This is a genomic window from Ruegeria meonggei, assembly GCF_900172215.1.
Taxonomy (GTDB): Bacteria; Pseudomonadota; Alphaproteobacteria; order Rhodobacterales; family Rhodobacteraceae; genus Ruegeria; species Ruegeria meonggei.
Map to the genome: position 1 here is coordinate 1 of NZ_FWFP01000003.1, position 22,462 is coordinate 22,462.

Here is a 22,462-nt window from a genome sequence, read left to right on the forward strand (position 1 = left end):
ACCCCGCCAATATGCGGCACTGAGACTGGGGCCTTAAGTGTCCTCTGAATGTACGGTCCGCTCTGTCTCTGATTGAAAGCGCATGCGCCAACTCGCGGGAATTGCGGCACAATTCCGGGTCAGAAAATACAACTGAAGTGAGACAGGTATGAGTGGCGGAGAGACAGGGATTCGAACCCTGGAGACGGTCTCCCGCCTACACACTTTCCAGGCGTGCGCCTTCGACCACTCGGCCACCTCTCCGTGCCGGCGTTGTTTGAACCATCGCCGGAGGATTTGCAAGAGGTGAATACCGCGAAATTATAACCTTCCGCGCTTGTGACACAGGTGGGCTTACAACTCGTCCCCGTCACCGTCAGACAGGTCGGCTTCGGTCATCTCAACGGGTGCAGAACTGACCGGTTTCGACGGCTTGGCAACCTTTGTCTCTGGTTCGGGTTGCGGCGCAGGCGGACCTGCCCGCAACGTCTCGGGGTTGCGCAACCAAACATCGCGCTGTGCAAACGGGATTTCGATGCCCTCTTCCACAAAGCGGCTGTTGATCTCGTGATTCATGTCCGATTTCACCGACAACACCCAGTTCACGTCGCGCAAGATGGCCCGGATTTCGAAATCCAGAGAATCCGCGCCAAACCCCTGGAACACAACGCTCGGCGCTGGGTTTGCCAGCACCATCGGGTGCGCATTGGCGATTTCGGACAGGATGCCCTCGACCTTGCGGGTGTCAGTGCCGTAGGCCACACCAACGGGAACGATCACTCGGCCGACGGTGTTACCACGGGTATAGTTCGTCACCATACCGCTGATCAGATCCGAGTTCGGAACGATCACATCAGATCGGTCAAAGGTTTCAATTCGTGTCGACCGAACCGAGATGTCGCGGACATAACCCATCATTCCGTTCACGTCGATCCAGTCGCCTTTGGATATCGGCCGTTCGACCAGCAAAATGATGCCCGAGACAAAGTTCGACACGATGGTTTGCAGGCCGAAACCAATACCGACCGACAGCGCACCGGCAACAATCGCCAGCGAGGACAGGTCGAAACCGGCTACAATGATCGCCAACAGAGCGGCCAGAAAGATACCGATATATCCGGTGCCCGAGACGATGGCGTTTTGTCCGCCGGGATCAATCTGGGTTTTAGGCAGCAACGAGTTGCGCAGCCCGCTTTGCAGCAACCGGGTCAGCATGTAACCGATGGCAAAGATCGCGGCAAAGGTCAGGAAGTTGCTAGGAGAAATGGTCACCCCACCGACATCGAACCCCAGCAGCAGGCGCGACCAAGCCTCACTCAGGTCGGATTGGCGCGCACCCCAAATGATCGCCAGAAATGGTATCGACAGGATGGCCAGCACAAATCCGACCATGACCGAAAACAACGAATCTCGTGCCGCGTCCCCCTGCCCCGTGATCCATCCGTAAAGCGTGCCAATAAAGCGCTGGAAGATGACCAACGCAGCCAACAGCCCCAAGGTTTTGACGGCGGGAAACACCACCGCCTCGGCCGCGTTCACATACCCCAGCGCCGCAAGTATCGGGCTGGAAATTCCCAGAATGAAAACTGCGCGCCGCAGTATCTCGATCATCTGGCTGAACCCGGCGGTACGCCCCGGTGTGGCGGTATCCGTCACAGGCAGATCAGGCTCTGCACTGCGGATTTGACGCACCCGTAACAGCAGCAGTGCCGTAGCTGTGATTATCGGGAATCCGATAACCGCGCGCGTCGTGTCCGAGACGTATTCGATCTGCGCAAAGACATTGGCAAATTCATTGAAGACCAGCATCAGAGCCAGCAGATCGAGGTAAACGCGTAGTTCGGCGATCCGGCGTTGTGACAGGCGCTGGAAACTCTGCGCAGCACCCATCAAGTAAAGCTGCCGCCCCAGCCAGTCGAAATAGAAAATAGTGGCAGCCCAGTATGGAATCTGATCAAGCAGTAATTCGCCGCGAAGCCCGGCAAAACCAGTCAGCTCAACCGCTTTGACCAGCCCGACGACCCCCAACCAGGGCAGGATGATCCGTAAAAGTGAACCAACGAATGTCCACACACCGCCACCATAGCCACCCAGCTGCCGCAGATAGTCGCTGGCTTTTTCGGACCAGCGTTTACCGAAGCTCAGCAAAATCAGCGAGGCAATAACCAGCGCCAGAATGGCAGGGCCACGATCGCGGAATTGTTCGTGCGTAACGTCGGAATTGAGGTTGGTCACGGTTTCGTTGATAAAACCGCTAATCGCCGATTCAAAATCTTCCAGGGCCGGGCCCCAATACGCGGGGTTCAACGGTGACGGGCCGCGTTTCAGCAGCTCTTTCGTCTGTCTTGCCCGAATGACCTGGTCAATCTCGCTGATTAGACCGTTGGCGCGCGAAAAAGCCTCTTCCGAGATAATCTGCGGTACCCTGAGACTGTTCAGCTGCTCTTCAAGATGAGCCCGCAGCTGCGCAATGTCATCGGGCTCGCTTTCTCCATCTCCGGGCTTGGGACCTAGCGCTTTCAGCTGGCTTTCCAGCGTATGTATGCGTTCGGTATTCGCCCCACGGGCCCGGTTGAAATCCTCGCGGTAGGCATTGATCTCGGCCCGCAGGTTTTCCAGAGCGGCATCCGAGGCCCGCCCGGCCTCGATCACCGATTCAGCGCGATCTGCCGTACTGATCCACCCCTTGTAATACTCGCTTTGGCGATCTGTCAGCGTGGCGGATGCGATCCCCGCCAGCCCAAACAGAACAATCGCAACAAGTGTCAGGAACAGGCGGACCTGTCGCAGCATCATACGTCCTCGAACACGCCGGGGATGCTGCGGGGTGCTTCTGTCATCCAGTCAGGAACCGGCAATTCCTTTTCACGCAGGAATTCAGGGTTGAACAGTTTGGACTGATAGCGCGTACCGTAATCACACAGGATCGTCACAATAGTGTGGCCCGGTCCCAGATCCTTGGCCAGTCGCACCGCGCCCGCCATGTTGATCGCGGTCGAGCCACCCATGACGAGACCCTCATCGCGCAGCAGATCAAAGATCAGCGGCAGTGCCTCATTGTCTGTCATCTGGTACGAGAAGTCTGGTTTGAACCCTTCGAGGTTCTTGGTGATACGGACCTGACCGATACCTTCCGCGATCGAGCTGCCCTCCATCGCGATCTCACCGGTGGTGTAATAGGAATAGAGCCCTGCCCCCATCGGATCGACCAGCCCGATCTTGACGCCCTTGGGCTGCAGCGCGTCGGCCACACCGGCCAGCGTGCCGCCCGATCCAACGGCGCAGACAAAACCGTCGACCTTGCCGTCGGTCTGTTCCCAGATCTCGGGGCCGGTTGTTTCCACATGCGCCTGTCGGTTGGCCACGTTGTCGAACTGATTGGCCCAGATTGCGCCATTTGGTTCGGTTTGCGCCAGCTGCTCGGCCAAACGGCGCGAGTAATGCACAAAGTTGTTGGGGTTGCGATACGGGGCTGCGGGAACCTGCACCAGTTGCGCACCGGCAAGGCGCAGCATGTCCTTCTTCTCTTCGGACTGGGTTTCCGGGATCACGATCACCGTTTTGAACCCCATCGACGCACCCACCAATGCCAGGCCGATACCAGTGTTCCCGGCTGTACCCTCGACGATAGTGCCACCCGGCTTGAGCTCGCCACGGGCGATGGCGTCGTGGATGATGTAAAGCGCCGCGCGATCCTTGACCGACTGGCCCGGATTCATGAACTCCGCTTTGCCAAGAATTTCGCACCCGGTCTCGTCACTGATGCGGCGCAGCCGGATCAACGGTGTTTTTCCTACTGCGTCAGCAAGATCTCGTGCAATGCGCATGGCGCCCTCATATCATTATGTCTCAACGAAGATTTACAGATGCACTGCCCCAACCACAAGCGGCGATAACTAAGCGCGCAGCCGGTCGCGATGACGCGCCAGCCAATAGGCCAGTGTCAACAGCGGCATGTCCTTAAAGCCGTTGCTGTCCACGGCAGCCATAAACGCGTCAAATGGCAGGATTTGAGTCCGAATATCCTCACCCTCGGACGCCAACCCGCCATTGTCGATAGTCCGGGTCAGATCAGCCCGCCCGACATAAAGATACACGTATTCAGTCGACGACCCGCTGGAGGAATAAGCCTCGCCCGCAAACTCAAGCGTGTCGAGCGCAACCTGCGCCTCTTCCTGTGTCTCTCGCAGTGCTGTTTGCTCTGGCGTTTCGCCGGGGTCGATCATCCCCGCCACGGGTTCCCACATCCAGGGCTCGGGGTCGTCGATCAAAAACACCGGCGTCCGGAACTGTTCAACCAACAGCACAGCATCGCGCACCGGATCATAGGGCAAAACGACAACCGCACTGCCCTGCATCAACCCGTTTCGGTTCAGAACAGCGCCCATCGAGCCATCGTGCCTACGATGTTGCAGCGCGACCTCTTCCATACCGAAATAGTCGACATAGGCGCGTTTATGATCGTGAATGATAACATCCTTGCGGGCATCGCGCGGATCGCCCGTCTTGCGTTTTCGGGCGGCCAGCTTGGCCCACGCGCGGGTCCGGATGGAGGGAAAGCTGCGGGCAATAACACTGGCGTCGACCTTGCCGTAATAGGCCATCACCTCTTGCGCAGCGATCAGAGTCAGTTCCCCCCAACCATCCACCCAATCCTGCAAAGACCAAAGAACGTCCGGCGTCCACAGGTTTGGTTCGGGATAAAACACCAGCGCTTCGGCAGTTGATCCATTTGCCAGATCGACCGTCCGCGAGCTGAGGTCATATTCAAAACCACCCTCATAAAAAGCCAGCTTTTTAAGGTCATTCGGGGAAAGGTTTTGCACCAGCAACCCCTTTGCGACACTACCGGATTCAGCAGCAATCAAGGGAAAGGCCTGCCCCTTCACCCCGTACACACTATGATCCTTCAGAGAGGCCTGAGAGATGGCCAGATCAGATAGCGAACGGCCAAGCACAAGCTCCAGCAGTGGCTGATACCTGAGCGTGCCGTAAAAGAACAAATCGGACACAGATATGAGTCTCGCGTTGATTTTTGGGTTTTAGTTCCAGCGGCGATTGGCTTCTTCGGCCGCCAACCCGGCGATAAGAGCTCCGATCACCAATGTCCACAGGATTTCTGGAACCAAAAGCAACTGACCGTACTCAACACCGATCCGGAAAATGGCAATCAACGCCTCAAACGGTCCATCATAGCGATTGCGCATTGCCAGCCGGAACATCTCATAACAGCCTTGAACAAACAGACCCCAGAACACCAGCGACGCGACGCCGGTCAAGCCATTGTTAACCGCCGCCGTCCAGCCTCTGCCGACCCGTTTGCCCATGATCTTCCAAGCGCAAACCACTGCGATCACCATATTCACATAAGTGAACCAGCCGTAATCCTTACCCTCATCACCATTTGCGATGATCATGCTTGAAACCAGAAACGCGATCACCAAAAGACACAGGGATGCTACGAGACGTGCGGCAGTGGGCATTCGAAATTTCCGTTTGTTAACCGGGTTTTGCTATAGTGATCTGTGTCACATCGCAGTTGCCGGTGTCAAAGGCTGCGCCGCAAGCAGTCAAATAATAATTCCACATGCGGCGGAAACGCTCATCAAATCCCAGAGCGGCAATTTCGTCCCATTTGGCGTTGAACGTCTCGTACCAGCGTCGCAAGGTCAGGTCGTAGCTTTTTCCAAACTCGCGCGACTTCACAACGTTCAGCCCCGCCTGCGCGACGTGTTCTTTCAAAACCGAAGGCGCCGGAAGCATACCACCCGGAAAGATATATTTCTGAATGAAATCAACACCATTCTGGTATACATCCCATCTGTGATCAGCAACGGTGATGATCTGCAGCGTCGCCTGTGCCCCAGGTTTCAAGCGCTCGCGCACGGACTCAAAATAGACTGGCCAGTATTTTTGCCCTACGGCTTCGAACATTTCGATTGACGCGATGCCGTCATATTGACCTTGTTCGTCGCGGTAGTCTTGCAACTTGAACTCAACCATGTCGGAAAGCCCCGCTTTTTCAATCCGTTGCCGGGCAAAGTTCAACTGTTCTTGACTGATGGTCAAACCTGTGACCCGAAGGCCACGCTCTTTTGCGGCGTATTCAGCAAACCCGCCCCAGCCAGAGCCGATTTCCAAAATGTGATCTCCGGGCTTCGCACCCATTTCATCAACAAGGCTAGCGTATTTTGCAGTTTGCGCGTTTTCCAGGCTTTCTTGTCCGGTTTCGAACAACGCGCTGGAATAAGTCATCGTATCATCCAGCCACAAGCCATAGAAATCATTACCTAAATCATAATGGTACGAGATGTTCTTTTTGGCCTGCCTGCGGTTGTTACGATGCAGCCAGAACCGCAAACGCTCATAGGCCTGAACCAAAAGTTTACCTGTAAAGTCGTCATAGACCGTCTCCGTGCCCAGGTGCACCAGATCCATGAACGAGCGCAAGTCAGGCGTACTCCAATCCCCTTCCAGATAGGCGTCCGAGAAGCCCAGCTCACCCTCTCGGATCAAACGAGCGAACACGTCTGGGTTATGGATATCAACGCGGGCCACTGGCCCCGCTTTGGCCCCTTCGGTCCGGAAGATACGACCATCCGGCAACACAATGTCCAGCCGACCGGACCCCATCCGGTTCAGCATCTTCAATACTTGCGCAAAGTACCTGGGCAGGTCTTTTTGCCCGTCTGTCGTCGTAAGGATCATCCCCTCTCCTTTGTACATTGGCGGGTTCAGGCTAGGACGAGTTTGTGTTTCTGGCAAGTTTTCAGTTCCTTACTGGATTTTTCGGCCTTCATATGCCGTCAGCGCGCGCACCCGTCCCTGGGCCAATTCAACAACCGGAGCAGGATAGGTTCTACTTGGATCAAGCGCCCAGGATCGCGGTACAGCCTCAAAGTAGGCCAGCGCTGTATCTGGCGGATCACGCTGACCTTCGGCAATCCACCGGTTTACATAGGCTGCATTTGGATCAAACTTCTCACGCTGGGTCTGCGGATTGAAGACGCGAAAGAACGGCGACGCATCGGGGCCCGAGCCCGCAACCCACTGCCACCCCATCGCGTTGGCAGCCGGATCCCAATCCACCAGGCAGTCGGCAAACCAATCCATTCCGATCTTCCAATGGGTCATCAAGTGTTTGGTCAGATAGCTGGCCACGATCATACGCGCGCGGTTGTGCATCCGGCCGGTCACATACATCTGGCGTAGGCCTGCATCGACCATGGGAATACCAGTGCGAGACTGCTTCCACGCTATCACATCGGGATGGGTTGCGTCAGTGTTCCAAGGAAAGCTGTCCCACTCGGGCTTCCAGTTCCTGCTCAGCAGTTGGGGCGAGTGGTACATCAGATGGTAGGCAAATTCACGCCAGACCAGCTGCCGCAGGTAGGGCTCGGTACCTGATACACCGTTCATCGCAGCACGTTGGACCGCATGCCAGGTACAGCGCGGGCTGATTTCGCCCAACGACAAGTACTCGGACAGGTCCGAAGTTCCATCCAGATCTGGCCGGTCGCGAAGGGTTGCATAGTTTGGAATGCGATCCAGAAAGCTATGCAGGGTGTCAAACGCTGCAGTTTCACCGGGTTGAACAAAAGGCGACACGATAGCTGCGCCGCGGTTCATGGCCGCCGCCAATTTCCACGTCTCAAGCTGCTCGGTGTCTGGCCACTCGGACGGTGCAGGTAAACGAGATGGTGAGGCCAGAGGCTCGGGGACGTCCCGCCCCTGCACCGACCGCCACATCGGTGTGAACACACGAAATGGCTGTCCCGTTTTGGTGGCAACAGTCCAGGGTTCGAACAATAGGTGGCCAGCAAAGGACTTGGCCTCTACCCCCTGCCCAGAAAGGCTGGCTTTCAAAGCGCTGTCCCGTGCAATTGCAGCCGGGTCATAGGCACGGGACCAATAGACAGCGCAAGCCCCGACCTCAGCGATCAAAGCCTGTATCACTGTCAGCGCATCCCCACGCCGAATGGTCAGCCGACTTCCGATCCGTGTCAAAGATTGCGCAAAAACCTCAAGCCCCTGTCCCAGCCGCCACTTCGGTGCAGCCCCCAGCACGTGCACGGCATCGTCCAGAACGAACAGCGGGATGATCGGACGGCCTGTTCGGGCTGCTGCGTTTAATGCCGGGTGGTCCGACAGACGCAAATCCCGTCGGAACCACACAATGACCGGTGACTGCTCGTTACCCATGACCGCCCTGTTGTTTTATTATCGATACGGGGCAGGCTTGGAACTGGATCACAAAACGGTCTCAAGTGCCCCTAACAACTGATCAATTTCCTGCTGCGAGGTATAATGCGTAAAGCTAACGCGCAGTACGCCTTGCTCGGGGTCGACCCCCATCGCCTGCAACGGGCGCACAGCATAAAAGTCGCCGCCACCTGCCATGATACCATGATCGTTCAGGTCTGCGGCCACGGCCTCGGCGTCCGTGTTCAGGGACAGGGCCACCGTAGGAGCGCGCTGGGTGGCGTCGGACGTGCCAATCAGCCGTACGTTGTTGCGGTCTTTAACCGCGTCCAAAACGGGCTGCAGAAGCGCAACCTCGTGCGCGCGCATCAGGTCGTGCACAAATGCCGCGCGCGCAGCCGCACCGGACCCGGGGCCGTTGTGATGATCGCACAGCAGATCAACATAATCCGCCATGCCTGCGCTGGCCGCGATCTGCGCGTGATCGGGACCCGCCGGGGTGAAACGTTTGTGCAGAACGTCACCATTGAAATAATGTGCCTGGTTCGGCAGCAACTCTCCGATTGCGCGGCGGATCACCATACAACCCTGATGCGGGCCGTAAGTTTTATAGGCTGAAAACAAATAGATATCGGGGCCAAGCTCCCCCACATTCGGGAATCCGTGCGGTGCATAAGACACTCCGTCCACACAGACAAACGCACCGGCGGCGTGGGCGATTGCGGTGATTTCGGTGACCGGATTGATCTCTCCGATAACGTTGGAGCAGTGCGGAAAACAGACCAGACGCACCTTTTCATCCAGCATGTTTTCCAGATCCTGAGGGTTCAGAGATCCGGTCTGGGGATCGATCTGCCATTCGCGGACGTCTATCCCTTCCTCTGCCAGACGCCGCCAGGGACCGGAATTCGCCTCGTGATCCTGGTTGGTGACAATGATTGCATCACCGGGCTGCATCCACTGACGAAATGCCTGCGCCAGAACATAGGTGTTTTGGGTGGTCGACGGCCCAAAGCTCAGCTCGTCTGTGTCTACACCCAGAATGGCAGCCATGCGGGTGCGGGCCTCATCCATCTCTTCTCCGGCCAGGCGGCTGGCCTGATACGGCGCATAGGGTTGCACCTTGCGTTGAGTATAAAACCGTGTCAGCCGATCCAGCACCGGTTTGCATGTATACGAACCGCCAGCATTTTCAAAAAACGCCTGTCCTTGCAGGCTGGGTTCCTGAAACGCCGGAAACTGCGATCGAACGAAATTGATATCCAGAGTGCTCATGGCACGTGCCTCCTTGTTTATGCTCGTCATTCCAAAAGGTGTCCGAGCATGATTCCGGAACCCTCAGAAACCATGGCAGGTCTTCCAGCCCAGCCGACGCCGCACAGACGCCCGCAGCCCCTGCACGTGTAGCACGCAAGAACACCGACACGTTGCCCAGAGGTCCAGCTGTCGTCAAGCGCACAACAGGGTGTGGAACTGAAAAAGCCGGGCGAAACGGCCCGGCTTTGACTGATAGAACTGGAGGAGGTTCAGCCCTGAACTTTGGTATACGTGCCCTCACCCGCCAGAATGCCCCGGAACCCACCGGGTTCATCCAGCCCAAAGACAATCAGTGGTAGGTTGTTGTCACGTGCCAGCGCGATTGCCGAGGCGTCCATGACCCGCAGACGCTTGGCCAGCACGTCGTCATAGCTGACCGAGTCATACCGCACCGCGTCCGCATGAACCTTGGGGTCTTTGTCATAGACACCGTCGACGCCATTCTTACCCATAAAGATCGCCTCACACGCCATTTCATTGGCGCGCAGCGTTGCCGCAGTGTCGGTGGTGAAATACGGGTTGCCCGTTCCGGCGGCAAAGATGCAAACACGTTTCTTTTCCAGGTGCCGCACGGCGCGCCGGCGAATATACGGCTCGCACACTTCATCCATTCGAATGGCTGAGATGACGCGGGTGAACACGCCAACTTCTTCCAGGGCCGATTGCATCCCCAGCGCATTCATCACTGTCGCCAACATACCCATATAATCAGCTGTCGTCCGCTCCATTCCCTGGGCCGAGCCGCTGAGCCCGCGGAAGATGTTACCGCCCCCGATCACCATGCATATCTCGACGCCCAAATCGTGCACCGATTTGACCTCTTGCGCGATGCGCTGAACGGTTGGCGGGTGCAGGCCAAACCCCTGATCCCCCATCAACGCCTCGCCCGAGATTTTCAGCATCACGCGTTTATACGTCGCCTTGGGGGTGGCGGTGGTCTCATTTGTCGAGGAAAGGCTCATGTTGCGCTCCGGGCTGGCACGGGTTTATTTTCAGGCGCAAAATGAAGCAAAAGCTCCGCAGGTTCAATGCGGTTGGTTAGGAATGAGGCGACCGCGCATGAGCACTGTCAAAACTTCGCAATTCTGGGATCGTCTGCCACCCATTCCGGATGACAAACCTGTCCTGATCGCTGGCCCGACAGCATCGGGCAAATCGGCTCTGGCCTTGCGGATCGCGGAAGAATTCGGCGGCGTCATCGTCAACGCCGATGCCAGCCAGGTCTATGACTGCTGGCGGGTGATCTCGGCCCGTCCATCCGCCGAGGAAGAGGCCAGCGCACCGCATCGCCTGTATGGCCATGTCGCCTATGATCAGGATTATTCCACCGGGCACTGGCTGCGGGATGTGACGCCTCTGTTATCGGGTGAACAACGCCCGATCATCGTTGGTGGTACGGGGCTGTATTTCACGGCCCTGACCGAGGGCATGGCAGACATTCCCGCCACCCCGCCCCGGATACGGGCTGCGGCCGATCAGTTGGAACTGTCTAAGCTGATCAACGGTGTCGATCCCGGAACCCTGCAGCGGATCGACACCCACAACCGCGCCCGCGTTCAGCGCGCGTGGGAGGTACAGCAAGCGACCGGGCGCAGCCTGGGCGACTGGCAGGACAACACACCGCCGCCGATGCTTGCGCTTTGTGACACGGTTCCGATTGTGATTGACGTGGATAAACAATGGCTTCTGGATCGTATCACTCGCCGTTTCGATCAGATGCTGGAAACCGGCGCCCTGCCCGAGGTCGAAGCGATGCGCCACCTTTACAATCCGTCTTTGTCTGCATTCAAAGCCATCGGCGTGCCCGAGCTTCTGGCATACCTGGACGGGCACATGACTTTGGATCAAGCCAGAGAACGCGCCACAATTGCAACCCGCCAGTTCGCAAAACGTCAGCGCACATGGTTTAGGGCCAGAATGAAAAGCTGGAATCACATAGATTTCTCAAAATGATACCTCGGGCAGTTCAACCAGAGGTGCCCAGGTTTTTTGCACCGGCATTTTAAGCAAGCGAATCCACAGCATTACATCGGGTTTAACTAGCCCAAACACCATAACCTGTGGTCTCTGTTACCGATAACCGGGGCTCATTGATGTCGTTTTTGTACCATGAATGACGATTTCGAACGTTGACCTCAGCAAATTTCTGGGGCCGAATGACCCCATGGGGATGTTCAGGATCCAACAAAAGAAAACCTACGAACCTGCCGACCGGGTCATTCCCGTCTGAGCGGTTCAGAGCTTCTTCACTATTATAAAAGTGTCACAGGGAGAGACATTAATGCGAAATCAAACCTTGACCGGAGCACCGATTCATCGGGCGGCAGAAATGCATGCTCAGGAATATCGGGACGGCAAACTGAGCCGGCGCGAGTTTATGGCCCGCGCCACCGCTCTGGGTGTCACCGTACCGGCAGCTTACGGAATGATTGGCCTGGCTTCACCCGCCAAAGCGCAAGAAGCGCAGCGCGGTGGGACCATCCGCTATCAGATGGAAGTGCGCGCACTCAAAGACCCGCGCACCTATGACTGGACCCAGATCGCCACCTTTACCGCTGGCTGGCTGGAATATCTGGTCGAATACAACAACGACGGTTCGTTCAAGCCGATGCTGTTGGAAAGCTGGGAAACCAATGACGACGCGACCGAGCACACGCTGAACGTGCGCAAGGGTGTCACTTGGAACAACGGCGAACCGTTTACGGCAGCAGACGTCGCCCGCAACATCGAGATGTGGTGTGATGCGACGGTCGAGGGCAACTCGATGGCGTCGCGGATGACCTCTCTGGTCGACCCCGATACCCAAAAGGCCGCAGACGGCGCCATCACTGTGGTTGACGATCATACCGTCCAGCTGAAGTGTCTTTCGCCGGATATCACTGTTATCCCCGGCATGGCGGATTACCCCGGTTCCATCGTGCACAGCAGCCACGACCCCGCCAACATGCTGGCCAACCCAATCGGGACGGGCTTTATGCTGCCGGAAAGCCATGAAGTTGGCGTAAAGGGTGTGCTGGTCCGTAACGAAGACCACGAATGGTGGGGCTATGCCGCTGGCAAAGGCGGCTATATCGACCGGATCGAATTCATCGACTACGGCACCGACCCCGCTGCGTTCCTGGCCGCCTACGAGGCGGAAGAGATCGACATGAACTGGGAATCGGTCGGTGAATTTGTCGACATCTTTGACGGCATCGGCCTGACCCGATCGGAAATCCCGTCGGGCTTTACTATTGTCATCCGTCCCAACCAACTGGCCGAAGACGCAGATGGCAACAAGATCTATGCCGATAAGCGTGTTCGCCAGGCTCTGGCGATGGCCGTCGATAACGAGGTCTGTCTGGAATTGGGTATGTCAGGATACGGCATTCCGGCTGACAACTGCCATGTCGGCCCGATGCACCCAGAATTCGACTCGGCTGTTACCCGCCTGCCCTATGATCCTGCCGGCGCCAAAGCCCTTATGGACGAAGCAGGCATGGCCGATTTTGAACACGAAGTTCAGTCGATCGACGATGACTGGCGCCGCAACACTACAGCTGCAGTCGTTGCCCAGTTGAACGACGCAGGTATCAAGGCGCGTCACACGGTTCTGCCGGGTTCGACCTTCTGGAACGACTGGACCAAATACGCGTTCTCGTCGACCAACTGGAACCACCGTCCGCTGGGCACACAGGTTCTGGCACTGGCATACAAGTCCGGCGTGGCTTGGAACGAATCCGGTTTCGCCAATGATGAGTTTGACGCTCTGCTAGCCGAGGCGAATTCCATCGCGGATGTGGACCAGCGTCGCGAAGTGATGGCCAAGCTTCAGGCGATCATGATCGACGAAGGTGTGACCATTCAGCCGTATTGGCGCACGGCCATGCGTCACCACCGCGACAATATGGTGGGGGTCGAAAAACACATTGCGGACCTGCCGCAGATCTACAAGTTCGGCATTGTGTCCTGACCTGACAAAACCAAAGCCGCGCCCCACTGGCGCGGCTTTTTCGTCCTGAGTGCGGCGGCAATAAAAAACAGCGATGCGCGGTTCAACTTGAAACACGCGCTAGCCTACCAACAGGGGCTAACATGGGACTATTCATTCTAAAGCGTGTCGGCATCATGCTATTGACAGCATTATGTCTGACATTCTTGGTCTTTTTCCTCACCAACCTATATCCGAACCTCGAAAAGCTTGCCAAAACCCAAGGCAACTTCCGCATGTCGGACGAACAGGTCGCAAGCTACCTTGAAAAGAACGGGTATCTGCAACCTACGCCCGTGAAGTACGGCGAATGGCTGGGCGTTTTGCCTTCCTATCGGCATACAAACGAAGACGGATCTGTTCTGGGCAGATGCATCCTGCCGGGCACAACCGCGGAAGAGTCGCCTAATTTCTGCGGCATCCTGCAGGGATACTGGGGATACTCGTCCGTTTTCAAAGAAGAGGTCTCGACCGTTGTTGGCACCCGGCTGGCATTGACCGGCCGCTTAATGTTCTGGGTGATGCTGCTGATGGTGCCTTCTGCGTTGATCCTAGGGATTTTGGCCGGTATGCGCGAAGGCTCGGCTACCGACCGTACGCTGTCGACCATCGCAATCACCACAACCGCGACACCGGAATACGTCTCTGGGGTTATCTTTATTGCGATCTTCACCTCATCCGCCGTGGGTTTAAAGTGGTTCAAGGGAACCGCGACACAGGCGATGGAAAACCCGACCTTCGAAAATTTCTTCCTGCCGGTGCTGACCATCGCGCTTTATGGCATGGGGTACATCGCGCGGATGACCCGCGCTTCGATGACCGAAGTGATGACCGCGCAGTATATTCGGACCGCCCGCCTGAAAGGTGTCGCGTTCCCCAACATCGTTATGAAGCACGCTTTGCGCAACGCGCTGATCGCGCCCTTTACCGTCATCATGCTGCAGTTCCCATGGCTGCTGAATGGCGTGGTGATCGTTGAGACCCTGTTCAACTACAAGGGCTTTGGATGGGCACTGGTACAGGCGGCAGGCAACAACGACATCCAGCTATTGCTGGCGATTTCAGTCGTGTCGGTCTTTGTGGTGCTGGTGACGCAGCTGATCTCGGATATCGGCTATGTCTACCTCAACCCGCGCATCCGTATTTCGTAAGGAAGGATAGAACATGGAACCTCTTACCTGGACCGGCTCTATTGCCTTTCTGAACCCTTTGCTGATGATCTCGCTGGCTGCGATGTTGATTTCCATCGTGGTCTGGATCCTTGGCAGCATCGTGCTGCCCGAGGCACCGCTGAGCATCAATGTCGACGGAACCCTAAACGCCAATGCCGGGCTGCGGGGGCTTACCCAATCAGCCTTGCGATACAGTTTCATGGCCAGTGTGGCCGTTACGCTGGCCTATCTGGTGCTGGGCATCCTGATGGGGACCAGCGCCGGGATCATCGGCGCGATATCACGGCAGTTCCTGCCAGTCTGGTTGTCGCTGATCATTCTGTTTGCCATGTCCATTGCGTTCAAACGGCGCCTTGGTCTGTACGGCAAGCTGTTTGACAGCCCGATCGGGATGATCGGTTTCGGCCTTGTGATGTTTTGGGTATTCACCGGTATCTTTGGTGCCATGGACCTGATCATCACACACGATCCGCTGTCGCAGCTTTCGGGCATGAAGAATAAGGTCCCTGGAACACCGGTGCCGTCAACGGATGAAGGTCAATATGCCTGGTACCTGCTGGGCGGTGACAACCTAGCCCGGGATGTCTTTAGCCGTATGGTCAGAGGCGCGTGGGAAGTGGTCAAGATCGCGCCCTTTGCGACCATCTTTGCCTTTATGGTCGGCATTACGCTGGGCCTGCCTGCCGGGTATTACGGCGGACGTCTGGATACGTTCCTGTCCTTCCTGGCCAACCTGATCCTGGCCTTCCCGGTCATCTTGTTGTTCTACCTGCTGGTCACGCCAGAGATCGTCGCAACCGGCGTGCCGAACTATATGGCCGCAGTGCTGTTCGTCTTTCCCATCATTTTCCTTGCGGTGCTTCTGAACTCGCGCTTTTACACCCGCCCGAATTTTCGCACGCCGCTTTTGATTGGGGTTCTGGGGGTTGCGCTGTGGTTCTATCTGTCGATGATCTCGACCGGTGGCTACATTATCGAAACAGAGACCTATCGCATCTGGGGTCTGCCCACATATCTTGATCTGTTCAACATCCCCGGAGGTATTCTGGTGGTGTTTGTGTCGGTCGTCTTCGTGAACTCACCCACTGTGTTCCGTATCGTGCGGGGCCTGGCGCTGGACATCAAGACTCGGGACTATGTGGCGGCGGCGCAAACGCGCGGTGAAGGTCCATGGTACATCATGCTGTGGGAGATCCTGCCCAACGCACGCGGTCCGCTGATCGTCGATTTTTGCCTGCGCATCGGATACACCACCATCCTTTTAGGGACGTTGGGCTTCTTTGGCTTGGGCCTGCCTCCGGAAAGCCCCGACTGGGGGTCGACGATCAACGAAGGGCGCAAGCTGTTGTCGATCTATCTGCACCCGGCCCTGCCGCCTGCGCTGGCGCTGTTGTCTCTGGTTCTTGGTTTGAACCTGCTGGCCGACGGACTGCGCGAAGAAAGCCTGAAGGATTGATGTGACCAAGGCCGGGGGCCAGCCCCGTCGCCATCTGGGCTCGAACCAGTGGCGCCACAGATGGCAACCCCCCGGGATATTTTTAGCCAGATGACGGGGATTCCCTGACTCTCGCGAGGAGAAACAAGATGAGCAAACTGGCGGAATATGACGGCCCGATCCTTGAGATCGACAAGCTGTCGATTTCATTCTTTACCCGCCTTCGGGAAATTCCGGCTGTGATGGACTTTTCGGTTACTGTCCAACCCGGGGAAGCCGTTGGTCTGGTGGGTGAATCCGGTTGTGGCAAATCCACCGTGGCCTTGGGTGTCATGCAGGATCTGGGCAAGAATGGCCGCATCGTCGGTGGATCGATCAAGTTCAAGGGACGGGACCTGGCCGAAATAAGCTCGGACGAGCTACGGGACATTCGCGGCAATGAAATCGCGATGATCTATCAGGAACCAATGGCCTCACTTAACCCGGCGATGAAAATCGGTAGGCAGTTGATGGAAGTGCCGATGATCCACGAGGGCGTCGGCAAGGACGAGGCCTATGCCCGCGCCCTGGAGGTGGTAACCGATGTGCGCCTACCCGATCCCGAGCGGATGCTCAATTCTTTCCCGCACCAGCTATCGGGCGGGCAGCAGCAGCGCATTGTGATCGCCATGGCGCTGATGTCGAAACCTGCCCTGTTGATACTGGATGAGCCGACAACCGCGCTGGACGTGACCGTCGAGGCTGCGGTGGTCGAGCTGGTCAAGGATCTGGGCAAGAAATACGGCACCTCGATGCTGTTCATTTCGCACAATCTGGGGCTGGTGCTAGAAACCTGTGACCGGTTGTGCGTTATGTATTCCGGTGAGGCGGTCGAGCGCGGCTCGATCCATGATGTATTCGACGAGATGCAGCACCCCTATACGCAGGCGTTGTTCCGATCTATCCCGTTGCCGGGTGCGGACAAGAACGCGCGGCCACTAGTCGCCATTCCGGGGAATTTCCCCCTGCCCCATGAACGCCCACAGGGATGCAACTTTGGACCGCGTTGCGACTATTTCGAGGAAGGTCGTTGCGACTCCCAGAACATCCTTATGGAAGCCGTGCCGGGCAATGACCGCCATCACACGCGGTGTCTGAAGTTCAAAGAGATCGACTGGAACGCGCCGATCACTCTGGGTGAACAGAAGGAAAAAGGTGAGATTGGCCGGGTTGTATTAAAAATGGACAACCTCAAGAAGTACTACGAGGTTGCCGCCAACGCCCTGTTTGGAGGGGGTGAGAAGAAGGTTGTAAAGGCCAACGAGACGCTGAGTTTCGAGGCCCATGAATCTGAGACACTGGCTATTGTGGGTGAATCCGGTTGCGGCAAGTCTACCTTTGCCAAGGTGCTAATGGGATTAGAAACAGCGACTGACGGCCAGATTCTGCTGGACAATCGGAATATCGAAGACGTGCCCATCGAAGAGCGCGACGCCAAGACCGTTGGCGAAGTTCAGATGGTGTTCCAGAACCCGTTCGATACGCTGAACCCGTCAATGACCGTTGGTCGCCAAATCATCCGCGCGCTGGAAATCTTTGGCGTCGGCAATTCTGAGGCCGAGCGAAAGAAACGAATGCTGGAACTGCTGGATCTGGTGAAATTACCGCGCGCCTTTGCGGACCGGATGCCAAGACAGTTGTCCGGCGGCCAGAAACAGCGCGTTGGTATCGCACGAGCCTTTGCAGGCGATGCCCGGATTGTGGTCGCGGACGAGCCGGTCTCGGCGTTGGATGTATCGGTACAGGCGGCGGTGACCGATCTGTTGATGGAGATCCAGCGTGAACACAAGACCACCTTGCTGTTCATAAGCCATGATCTGTCGATCGTGCGTTATCTCAGCGACCGGGTCATGGTGATGTACCTGGGCCATGTGGTCGAGCTTGGGACAACGGATCAGGTTTTTGCGCCGCCCTACCATCCCTATACCGAGGCGCTGCTGAGCGCGGTGCCGATTGCGGATACATCCGTTGAAAAGCAGCATATCGTGTTGGATGGCGATATTCCGTCAGCGATGAACCCGCCTCCGGGGTGTCCGTTCCAAACGCGATGCCGGTGGAAATCCGAAGTTCCGAACGGGCTGTGCGAACGCGATATACCGCCCGTGAAAACTCTGGCTGACGGGCATCAGGTCAAATGTCATCTGGCCGAGGACATTCTGGCCCGGATGGAGCCGGTGATCAAAATTGCCGCTGAGTAAGAGCTGAAACGCAAAGAACCGGCCACAGCGCCGGTTCTTTTTTAGGGGGAGGCGTCAGTTTAGCTCAGCCGCCCCAGATGACTTTTACGTAGTTTTGGGTTTCTTTGTACGGCGGCACTCCGCCATGCTTTTCGACCGCTTTTGGACCCGCATTGTAAGCGGCCAGCGCCAAACGCCAGGATTTGAACTTGCGGTACTGCCAGGACAGATAACGCGCACCGCCTTCCAGGTTTTGTTGCGGGTCATGCGGATTTACCCCCAACAGCTGCGCTGTGCCGGGCATCAGCTGTGCCAGACCCAATGCACCCTTGTGCGATTTGGCGTGAGGGTTCCAACCGCTTTCCTGCTGTACCAAGCGCAGGAAAAGCTCTTCTGGAACACTGTGCTTGCGCGCCGCCTGACGCGCCAACGCCATATACTCACCCCGGTACTTGCCAGTATATCGTTTGCTGAATGTGGGTTGTGCTGCCTTGGGTTTCAGGCGATCGGAATCCCGGTATTGCGTCGCTGCGCGCGTATCCAATACTTTGGATTGTTTCAGAAAAATGTCCCGGCGACTTTTCGAAGACAACGAGTCAGCCGAAACTGGCACCGAAACCAGCGTCAAGCACAGAACAGAAAAACAACCAACCAAAAGACGCATTCAAGCCAATCCAGCTCGTTCAGGAATCTACGCGAGTATAGGTATTCCAGTTAAAGATGAAAGCATGGTGAACAAATCCTTGGCGATTTCTTGGCCAGTGTTGCCGTCATCATCTATGTTTTCACCCTGACGCAGGCCGTATAGGGTCGCTTACAGAAACGGCGCCAGATTCGGGCGCATACAAACCAGTTAAGAACGGGGAAATACATGGCGGGTTCTGTCAACAAAGTCATTCTGGTCGGAAATCTTGGCCGCGATCCCGAGGTCCGGTCGTTCCAGAACGGCGGTAAAGTTTGCAATCTGCGCATCGCTACTTCTGAGAATTGGAAAGACCGCAACACCGGTGAGCGTCGCGAACGGACGGAATGGCACTCGGTTGCGATCTTCTCAGAGCCATTGGCCCGCATTGCAGAGCAATACCTGCGAAAGGGCAGCAAAGTATACATCGAAGGCCAGTTGGAGACCCGCAAATGGCAGGATCAGTCCGGTCAGGATCGCTATTCGACCGAGGTTGTGCTGCGCCCCTATCGTGGTGAGCTGACGCTGCTGGACAGCCGCAGCGAAGGTGGCGGCGGCGGTGGTGGCCAGTCCGGAGGATATGGCGGCGGTCAGGCCGGTGGCGGATACGGCGATCCTTATGGTGCCCCCTCCTCCAGCGCTCCTGCTCCAGCATCCGGCGGCATCGACGATGATGAGATCCCGTTCTAAATCAGACGGAGATTAGACATGACATGGTCCTTCACACTGGGCCGACTGTTGGGGTCGGAACTGAGGGTCCATGTTACCTTTTTTCTGTTGCTGGCCTGGGTGGGCTTTGCCGCCTATTCCAACGGTGGATTGCCAGCCGCAATCGAAAATTTGGTTTTCGTGCTGGCGCTGTTTGCCTGCGTTGTGGCGCATGAGTTCGGCCACGCCCTGATGGCCCGGCGCTATGGGATCAAAACCCCCGATATCACTCTGCTGCCTATCGGCGGGCTGGCGCGGTTGGAACGGATGCCGGAAAAGCCGATGCAAGAGGTGGCAGTTGCACTGGCAGGACCTGCCGTGAATATCGCGATCTGGATCGTTCTGGTTGCTTTGGGCGCCGGAATGCCGTTCGAAACGATAGCGCAAATCGACTCGACCGGGCCTGCTTTGTTAAACCGTCTGGCCTATGTGAACCTGTTGCTGGCCGCATTTAACATGATCCCCGCCTTTCCGATGGATGGAGGTCGCGTGTTCCGCGCACTGCTCTGTCTGAAAATGGACCGGGTGAAGGCCACCAAGGTCGCCGCCATTGGCGGCCAGATGGTTGCCGTAGCGTTTGGCTTTTGGGGGTTGAGCACAGGGAACCCGCTGCTGGTTTTGATCGCCGTTTTTGTCTTTGTCGCTGCCAATTCGGAAAGCCAGGATGTTGCGATGCGCTCGGTCGCGCGGCGGGTTCTGGCGCGTGATGCGATGATCACCGAGTTCCACGCCCTGTCCCCCAGCGATACACTAGCCACCGCTGCGCAGGCCGTCATTCACACCACCCAGCACGAGTTTCCTGTGATGGGCGCAGATGGCCATCTGATGGGGTTTCTGACGCGTGAACGGCTTTTTGCCGCGTTGGCCGGAGACCATCCGCGGTCTGATCCTGCAACCTCGGTCATGGTGACGGATATCCCGCAGGTGCAACTGACCAGCGGGTTAGAGACTGTTTTGGACGGGCTACACAAAGGTGCCCCCGCCATCGCAGTCTGCTCGCAGGCCGGTAACATGGTTGGCTATATCACCCGGGAAAACATCGGTGAGCTGATGGTGATCCGCAGTCGGTGATCAGGCCGTCGCCAATGCGTCCTTTAGCACCGACAAAACCGCCTCACGCGGGACTTCCGAGGTGACAAACGCTTGCCCGATCCCTCGGGCCAGAATGAACCGCAACTGGCCGTCGATCACTTTTTTGTCCTGCGCCATCAGATCGACCAGAGCCCCAGCGCCGGGCAATTCACCTGGAATATCCCCCAGATCGGTCTTCATGCCCATATCGCGCAGATGCGCCCGCACACGGCTGGGGTCTTCCTGCGAACACAGGCCAAGCCGGGAGGACAGCTCGAACGCGAGCGCGCACCCGATGGCCACGCCTTCGCCATGCAACAGCCGGTCGGAATATCCGGTGGCGGCCTCAAGCGCGTGACAGAAGGTATGCCCAAGATTCAACAGCGCACGGTCGCCCTGTTCGGTTTCATCCCGCGCTACGATCTCGGCCTTCATCTGCACCGAACGTGTGACGGCCCGCACCCTTGCGGCCATGTCACCGCCCGCGACATCGGGACCGTTGACCTCTAGCCATTCGAAAAACGCAGCATCGCCCAGCAGGCCATATTTCACGACCTCGCCATACCCGGACAGGAAATCCCGCTGGGTCATGGTCGCCAATACCGATGTATCGGCCAGCACCAGCGACGGCTGATGAAAAGCACCGATCAGGTTTTTGCCCTGCGGCGCGTTGATCCCGGTTTTACCACCAACCGAGCTGTCGACTTGTGCCAGCAGCGAGGTCGGGATCTGCACGAACCGCACCCCGCGCCGCAACACGGCGGCCGCAAAACCGGCCAGATCACCGATGACACCGCCGCCAAGGGCAATGACAACGTCGCGGCGTTCAACCTTTTCGGCCAAAAGCCACTCGACGGCACGTTCGAAATGCGGCCAGCTTTTGGTTGCTTCACCGGCGGGCAAGGCCAGCGACGACATCTCGATTCCGGCCGTGGCCAATCCGTCGCGCAGCGCGCCCAAATGCAATGCAGCCACGTTCTCATCTGTCAGAACGGCGACCTTGGGGCGATGCAACAAAGGCGCGATCCTGGCTCCGGATTGGGCTAGCAATTCGGGGCCGATTTCCACGTCATATGAGCGTTCGCCCAACTCTACATGTACACTTTGGAGCATCTATTTTCGTTCCAAAACATCGGGGCGTGTCAGCAAAGCAGCCACCACCCGGTCCACCATAGTCTCGATCGCCGTTTCACCATCGGACTGAGCCGTCAGATCAGCCTGCGCATAGACCGGCACACGCGCCTCGTACAAGGCGCGCAACGTCGCATATGGGTCCGACGTGCGCAGCAAGGGGCGCGTGTCCTTATGCTTAACCCGGTTCCACAGAACGTTTAGGTCGGCCCGCAACCAGACAGAGACACCGCGTTCGGTGATCATCATCCGGTTGGCGTCGGCCAAAAAAGCGCCGCCGCCGGTCGAAAGGATGCCTTTTTCTTCGTCCAGTAGACGGCCGATGACCTGACTTTCCTTGGTCCGGAAAAACGGCTCTCCGTCGCGTTCGAATATCTCGGGGATGGTCATATTGGCTGCTGATTCGATCTCGGCGTCGCTGTCGAGGAACGGAACGCCCAGTCTTGCGGCCAAACCCCGGCCCACTGCCGTCTTTCCTGCCCCCATCATACCTACAAGAACCACCGTTTTGTGCAGTTCAAAGCCTGTATCCGCGTCCGAGCTGTAGGTGTTATGCTTAATTTCGCTCATTTCACCGTG

Annotated in this window: 18 protein-coding genes and 1 tRNA gene; 7 read left to right on the top strand and 12 right to left on the bottom strand. The window is 57.2% G+C overall.

Features of this window, described 5'->3' with window-relative positions; all coding sequences use genetic code 11:
• Positions 1–153: 153 nt before the first annotated feature.
• From RUM8411_RS05165 to pyrH, 9 genes are all read right to left on the bottom strand, one after another.
• Positions 154–243, bottom strand: a tRNA-Ser gene (locus RUM8411_RS05165).
• Positions 244–333: 90 nt separating this feature from the next.
• Positions 334–2,772 (bottom strand): DUF3772 domain-containing protein, encoded by a 2,439-nt coding sequence (locus RUM8411_RS05170; RefSeq protein ID WP_085821998.1) that lies wholly within the window; start codon positions 2,770–2,772, stop codon positions 334–336.
• A complete protein-coding gene (locus RUM8411_RS05175; RefSeq protein ID WP_085821610.1) occupies positions 2,772–3,806 on the bottom strand; it encodes a cysteine synthase A in 1,035 nt (344 codons plus the stop codon). The genes RUM8411_RS05170 and RUM8411_RS05175 overlap by 1 nt, the downstream gene beginning before the upstream one ends.
• Before the next feature lie 69 nt (positions 3,807–3,875).
• Positions 3,876–4,991 carry an NUDIX domain-containing protein gene (locus tag RUM8411_RS05180; protein ID WP_085821612.1) on the bottom strand — a complete coding sequence of 372 codons (1,116 nt, stop codon included), beginning with the start codon at positions 4,989–4,991 and terminating at the stop codon, positions 3,876–3,878.
• A 30-nt stretch (positions 4,992–5,021) separates the two neighbouring features.
• Complete coding sequence (locus tag RUM8411_RS05185; protein ID WP_085821613.1) at positions 5,022–5,462, bottom strand: TrgA family protein; 441 nt, start codon at positions 5,460–5,462, stop codon at positions 5,022–5,024.
• Between the two features lie 16 nt (positions 5,463–5,478).
• Positions 5,479–6,687: an SAM-dependent methyltransferase gene (locus RUM8411_RS05190; protein WP_085821614.1), complete on the bottom strand. Its 1,209-nt coding sequence runs from the start codon at positions 6,685–6,687 to the stop codon at positions 5,479–5,481.
• 69 nt (positions 6,688–6,756) lie between these two features.
• Positions 6,757–8,181, bottom strand: a complete 1,425-nt coding sequence (locus tag RUM8411_RS05195) for a cryptochrome/photolyase family protein (RefSeq protein ID WP_085821615.1) — start codon at positions 8,179–8,181, stop codon at positions 6,757–6,759.
• Positions 8,182–8,229: 48 nt separating this feature from the next.
• On the bottom strand, positions 8,230–9,456 hold the full coding sequence (locus RUM8411_RS05200) for an aminotransferase class V-fold PLP-dependent enzyme (protein WP_085821616.1): 1,227 nt from the start codon (positions 9,454–9,456) through the stop codon (positions 8,230–8,232).
• A 251-nt stretch (positions 9,457–9,707) separates the two neighbouring features.
• Positions 9,708–10,460, bottom strand: a complete 753-nt coding sequence (gene pyrH / locus RUM8411_RS05205) for a UMP kinase (protein ID WP_085821617.1) — start codon at positions 10,458–10,460, stop codon at positions 9,708–9,710.
• A 97-nt stretch (positions 10,461–10,557) separates the two neighbouring features.
• On the opposite strand from pyrH, the gene miaA reads away from it, so the two are divergent.
• The 5 genes from miaA (at position 10,558) to RUM8411_RS05230 (ending at position 18,312) form a co-directional block, all read left to right on the top strand.
• Entirely contained in the window at positions 10,558–11,451 is an 894-nt protein-coding gene (miaA, locus tag RUM8411_RS05210; protein ID WP_234995136.1) for a tRNA (adenosine(37)-N6)-dimethylallyltransferase MiaA, read from the top strand.
• A gap of 328 nt (positions 11,452–11,779) precedes the next feature.
• A complete protein-coding gene (locus tag RUM8411_RS05215) occupies positions 11,780–13,450 on the top strand; it encodes an ABC transporter substrate-binding protein (protein ID WP_085821619.1) in 1,671 nt (556 codons plus the stop codon).
• Positions 13,451–13,572: 122 nt separating this feature from the next.
• Positions 13,573–14,619 carry an ABC transporter permease gene (locus RUM8411_RS05220; RefSeq protein ID WP_085821620.1) on the top strand — a complete coding sequence of 349 codons (1,047 nt, stop codon included), beginning with the start codon at positions 13,573–13,575 and terminating at the stop codon, positions 14,617–14,619.
• A gap of 13 nt (positions 14,620–14,632) precedes the next feature.
• Positions 14,633–16,096 carry an ABC transporter permease gene (locus tag RUM8411_RS05225; RefSeq protein ID WP_085821621.1) on the top strand — a complete coding sequence of 488 codons (1,464 nt, stop codon included), beginning with the start codon at positions 14,633–14,635 and terminating at the stop codon, positions 16,094–16,096.
• Positions 16,097–16,224: 128 nt separating this feature from the next.
• Positions 16,225–18,312, top strand: a complete 2,088-nt coding sequence (locus RUM8411_RS05230; protein WP_085821622.1) for a dipeptide ABC transporter ATP-binding protein — start codon at positions 16,225–16,227, stop codon at positions 18,310–18,312.
• A gap of 64 nt (positions 18,313–18,376) precedes the next feature.
• Here the strand turns inward: RUM8411_RS05230 and RUM8411_RS05235 are convergent, their stop codons facing one another.
• Complete coding sequence (locus RUM8411_RS05235; protein WP_085821623.1) at positions 18,377–18,955, bottom strand: lytic transglycosylase domain-containing protein; 579 nt, start codon at positions 18,953–18,955, stop codon at positions 18,377–18,379.
• A 207-nt stretch (positions 18,956–19,162) separates the two neighbouring features.
• Here RUM8411_RS05235 and ssb point away from each other — a divergent pair, with 207 nt between their 5' ends.
• Both ssb and RUM8411_RS05245 read left to right on the top strand, forming a co-directional pair.
• A complete protein-coding gene (gene ssb, locus RUM8411_RS05240; protein ID WP_085821624.1) occupies positions 19,163–19,663 on the top strand; it encodes a single-stranded DNA-binding protein in 501 nt (166 codons plus the stop codon).
• An 18-nt stretch (positions 19,664–19,681) separates the two neighbouring features.
• Positions 19,682–20,752 carry a site-2 protease family protein gene (locus tag RUM8411_RS05245; protein ID WP_085821625.1) on the top strand — a complete coding sequence of 357 codons (1,071 nt, stop codon included), beginning with the start codon at positions 19,682–19,684 and terminating at the stop codon, positions 20,750–20,752.
• Here the strand turns inward: RUM8411_RS05245 and aroB are convergent, their stop codons facing one another.
• Entirely contained in the window at positions 20,753–21,865 is a 1,113-nt protein-coding gene (aroB, locus tag RUM8411_RS05250) for a 3-dehydroquinate synthase (protein WP_085821626.1), read from the bottom strand.
• A complete protein-coding gene (locus RUM8411_RS05255; protein WP_085821628.1) occupies positions 21,866–22,453 on the bottom strand; it encodes a shikimate kinase in 588 nt (195 codons plus the stop codon).
• Positions 22,454–22,462 lie beyond the last annotated feature (9 nt).

Coding starts and splice junctions, on each gene's coding strand:
- RUM8411_RS05185 (WP_085821613.1), bottom strand. CDS start 5,462: ATGCCCACTGCCGCACGTCTCGTAGCATCCCTGTGTCTTTTGGTGATC.
- RUM8411_RS05220 (WP_085821620.1), top strand. CDS start 13,573: ATGGGACTATTCATTCTAAAGCGTGTCGGCATCATGCTATTGACAGCA.
- RUM8411_RS05175 (WP_085821610.1), bottom strand. CDS start 3,806: ATGCGCATTGCACGAGATCTTGCTGACGCAGTAGGAAAAACACCGTTG.
- RUM8411_RS05190 (WP_085821614.1), bottom strand. CDS start 6,687: ATGATCCTTACGACGACAGACGGGCAAAAAGACCTGCCCAGGTACTTT.
- RUM8411_RS05255 (WP_085821628.1), bottom strand. CDS start 22,453: ATGAGCGAAATTAAGCATAACACCTACAGCTCGGACGCGGATACAGGC.
- RUM8411_RS05235 (WP_085821623.1), bottom strand. CDS start 18,955: ATGCGTCTTTTGGTTGGTTGTTTTTCTGTTCTGTGCTTGACGCTGGTT.
- RUM8411_RS05170 (WP_085821998.1), bottom strand. CDS start 2,772: ATGCTGCGACAGGTCCGCCTGTTCCTGACACTTGTTGCGATTGTTCTG.
- RUM8411_RS05230 (WP_085821622.1), top strand. CDS start 16,225: ATGAGCAAACTGGCGGAATATGACGGCCCGATCCTTGAGATCGACAAG.
- RUM8411_RS05195 (WP_085821615.1), bottom strand. CDS start 8,181: ATGGGTAACGAGCAGTCACCGGTCATTGTGTGGTTCCGACGGGATTTG.
- miaA (WP_234995136.1), top strand. CDS start 10,558: ATGAGCACTGTCAAAACTTCGCAATTCTGGGATCGTCTGCCACCCATT.
- RUM8411_RS05200 (WP_085821616.1), bottom strand. CDS start 9,456: ATGAGCACTCTGGATATCAATTTCGTTCGATCGCAGTTTCCGGCGTTT.
- RUM8411_RS05225 (WP_085821621.1), top strand. CDS start 14,633: ATGGAACCTCTTACCTGGACCGGCTCTATTGCCTTTCTGAACCCTTTG.
- ssb (WP_085821624.1), top strand. CDS start 19,163: ATGGCGGGTTCTGTCAACAAAGTCATTCTGGTCGGAAATCTTGGCCGC.
- aroB (WP_085821626.1), bottom strand. CDS start 21,865: ATGCTCCAAAGTGTACATGTAGAGTTGGGCGAACGCTCATATGACGTG.
- pyrH (WP_085821617.1), bottom strand. CDS start 10,460: ATGAGCCTTTCCTCGACAAATGAGACCACCGCCACCCCCAAGGCGACG.
- RUM8411_RS05215 (WP_085821619.1), top strand. CDS start 11,780: ATGCGAAATCAAACCTTGACCGGAGCACCGATTCATCGGGCGGCAGAA.
- RUM8411_RS05245 (WP_085821625.1), top strand. CDS start 19,682: ATGACATGGTCCTTCACACTGGGCCGACTGTTGGGGTCGGAACTGAGG.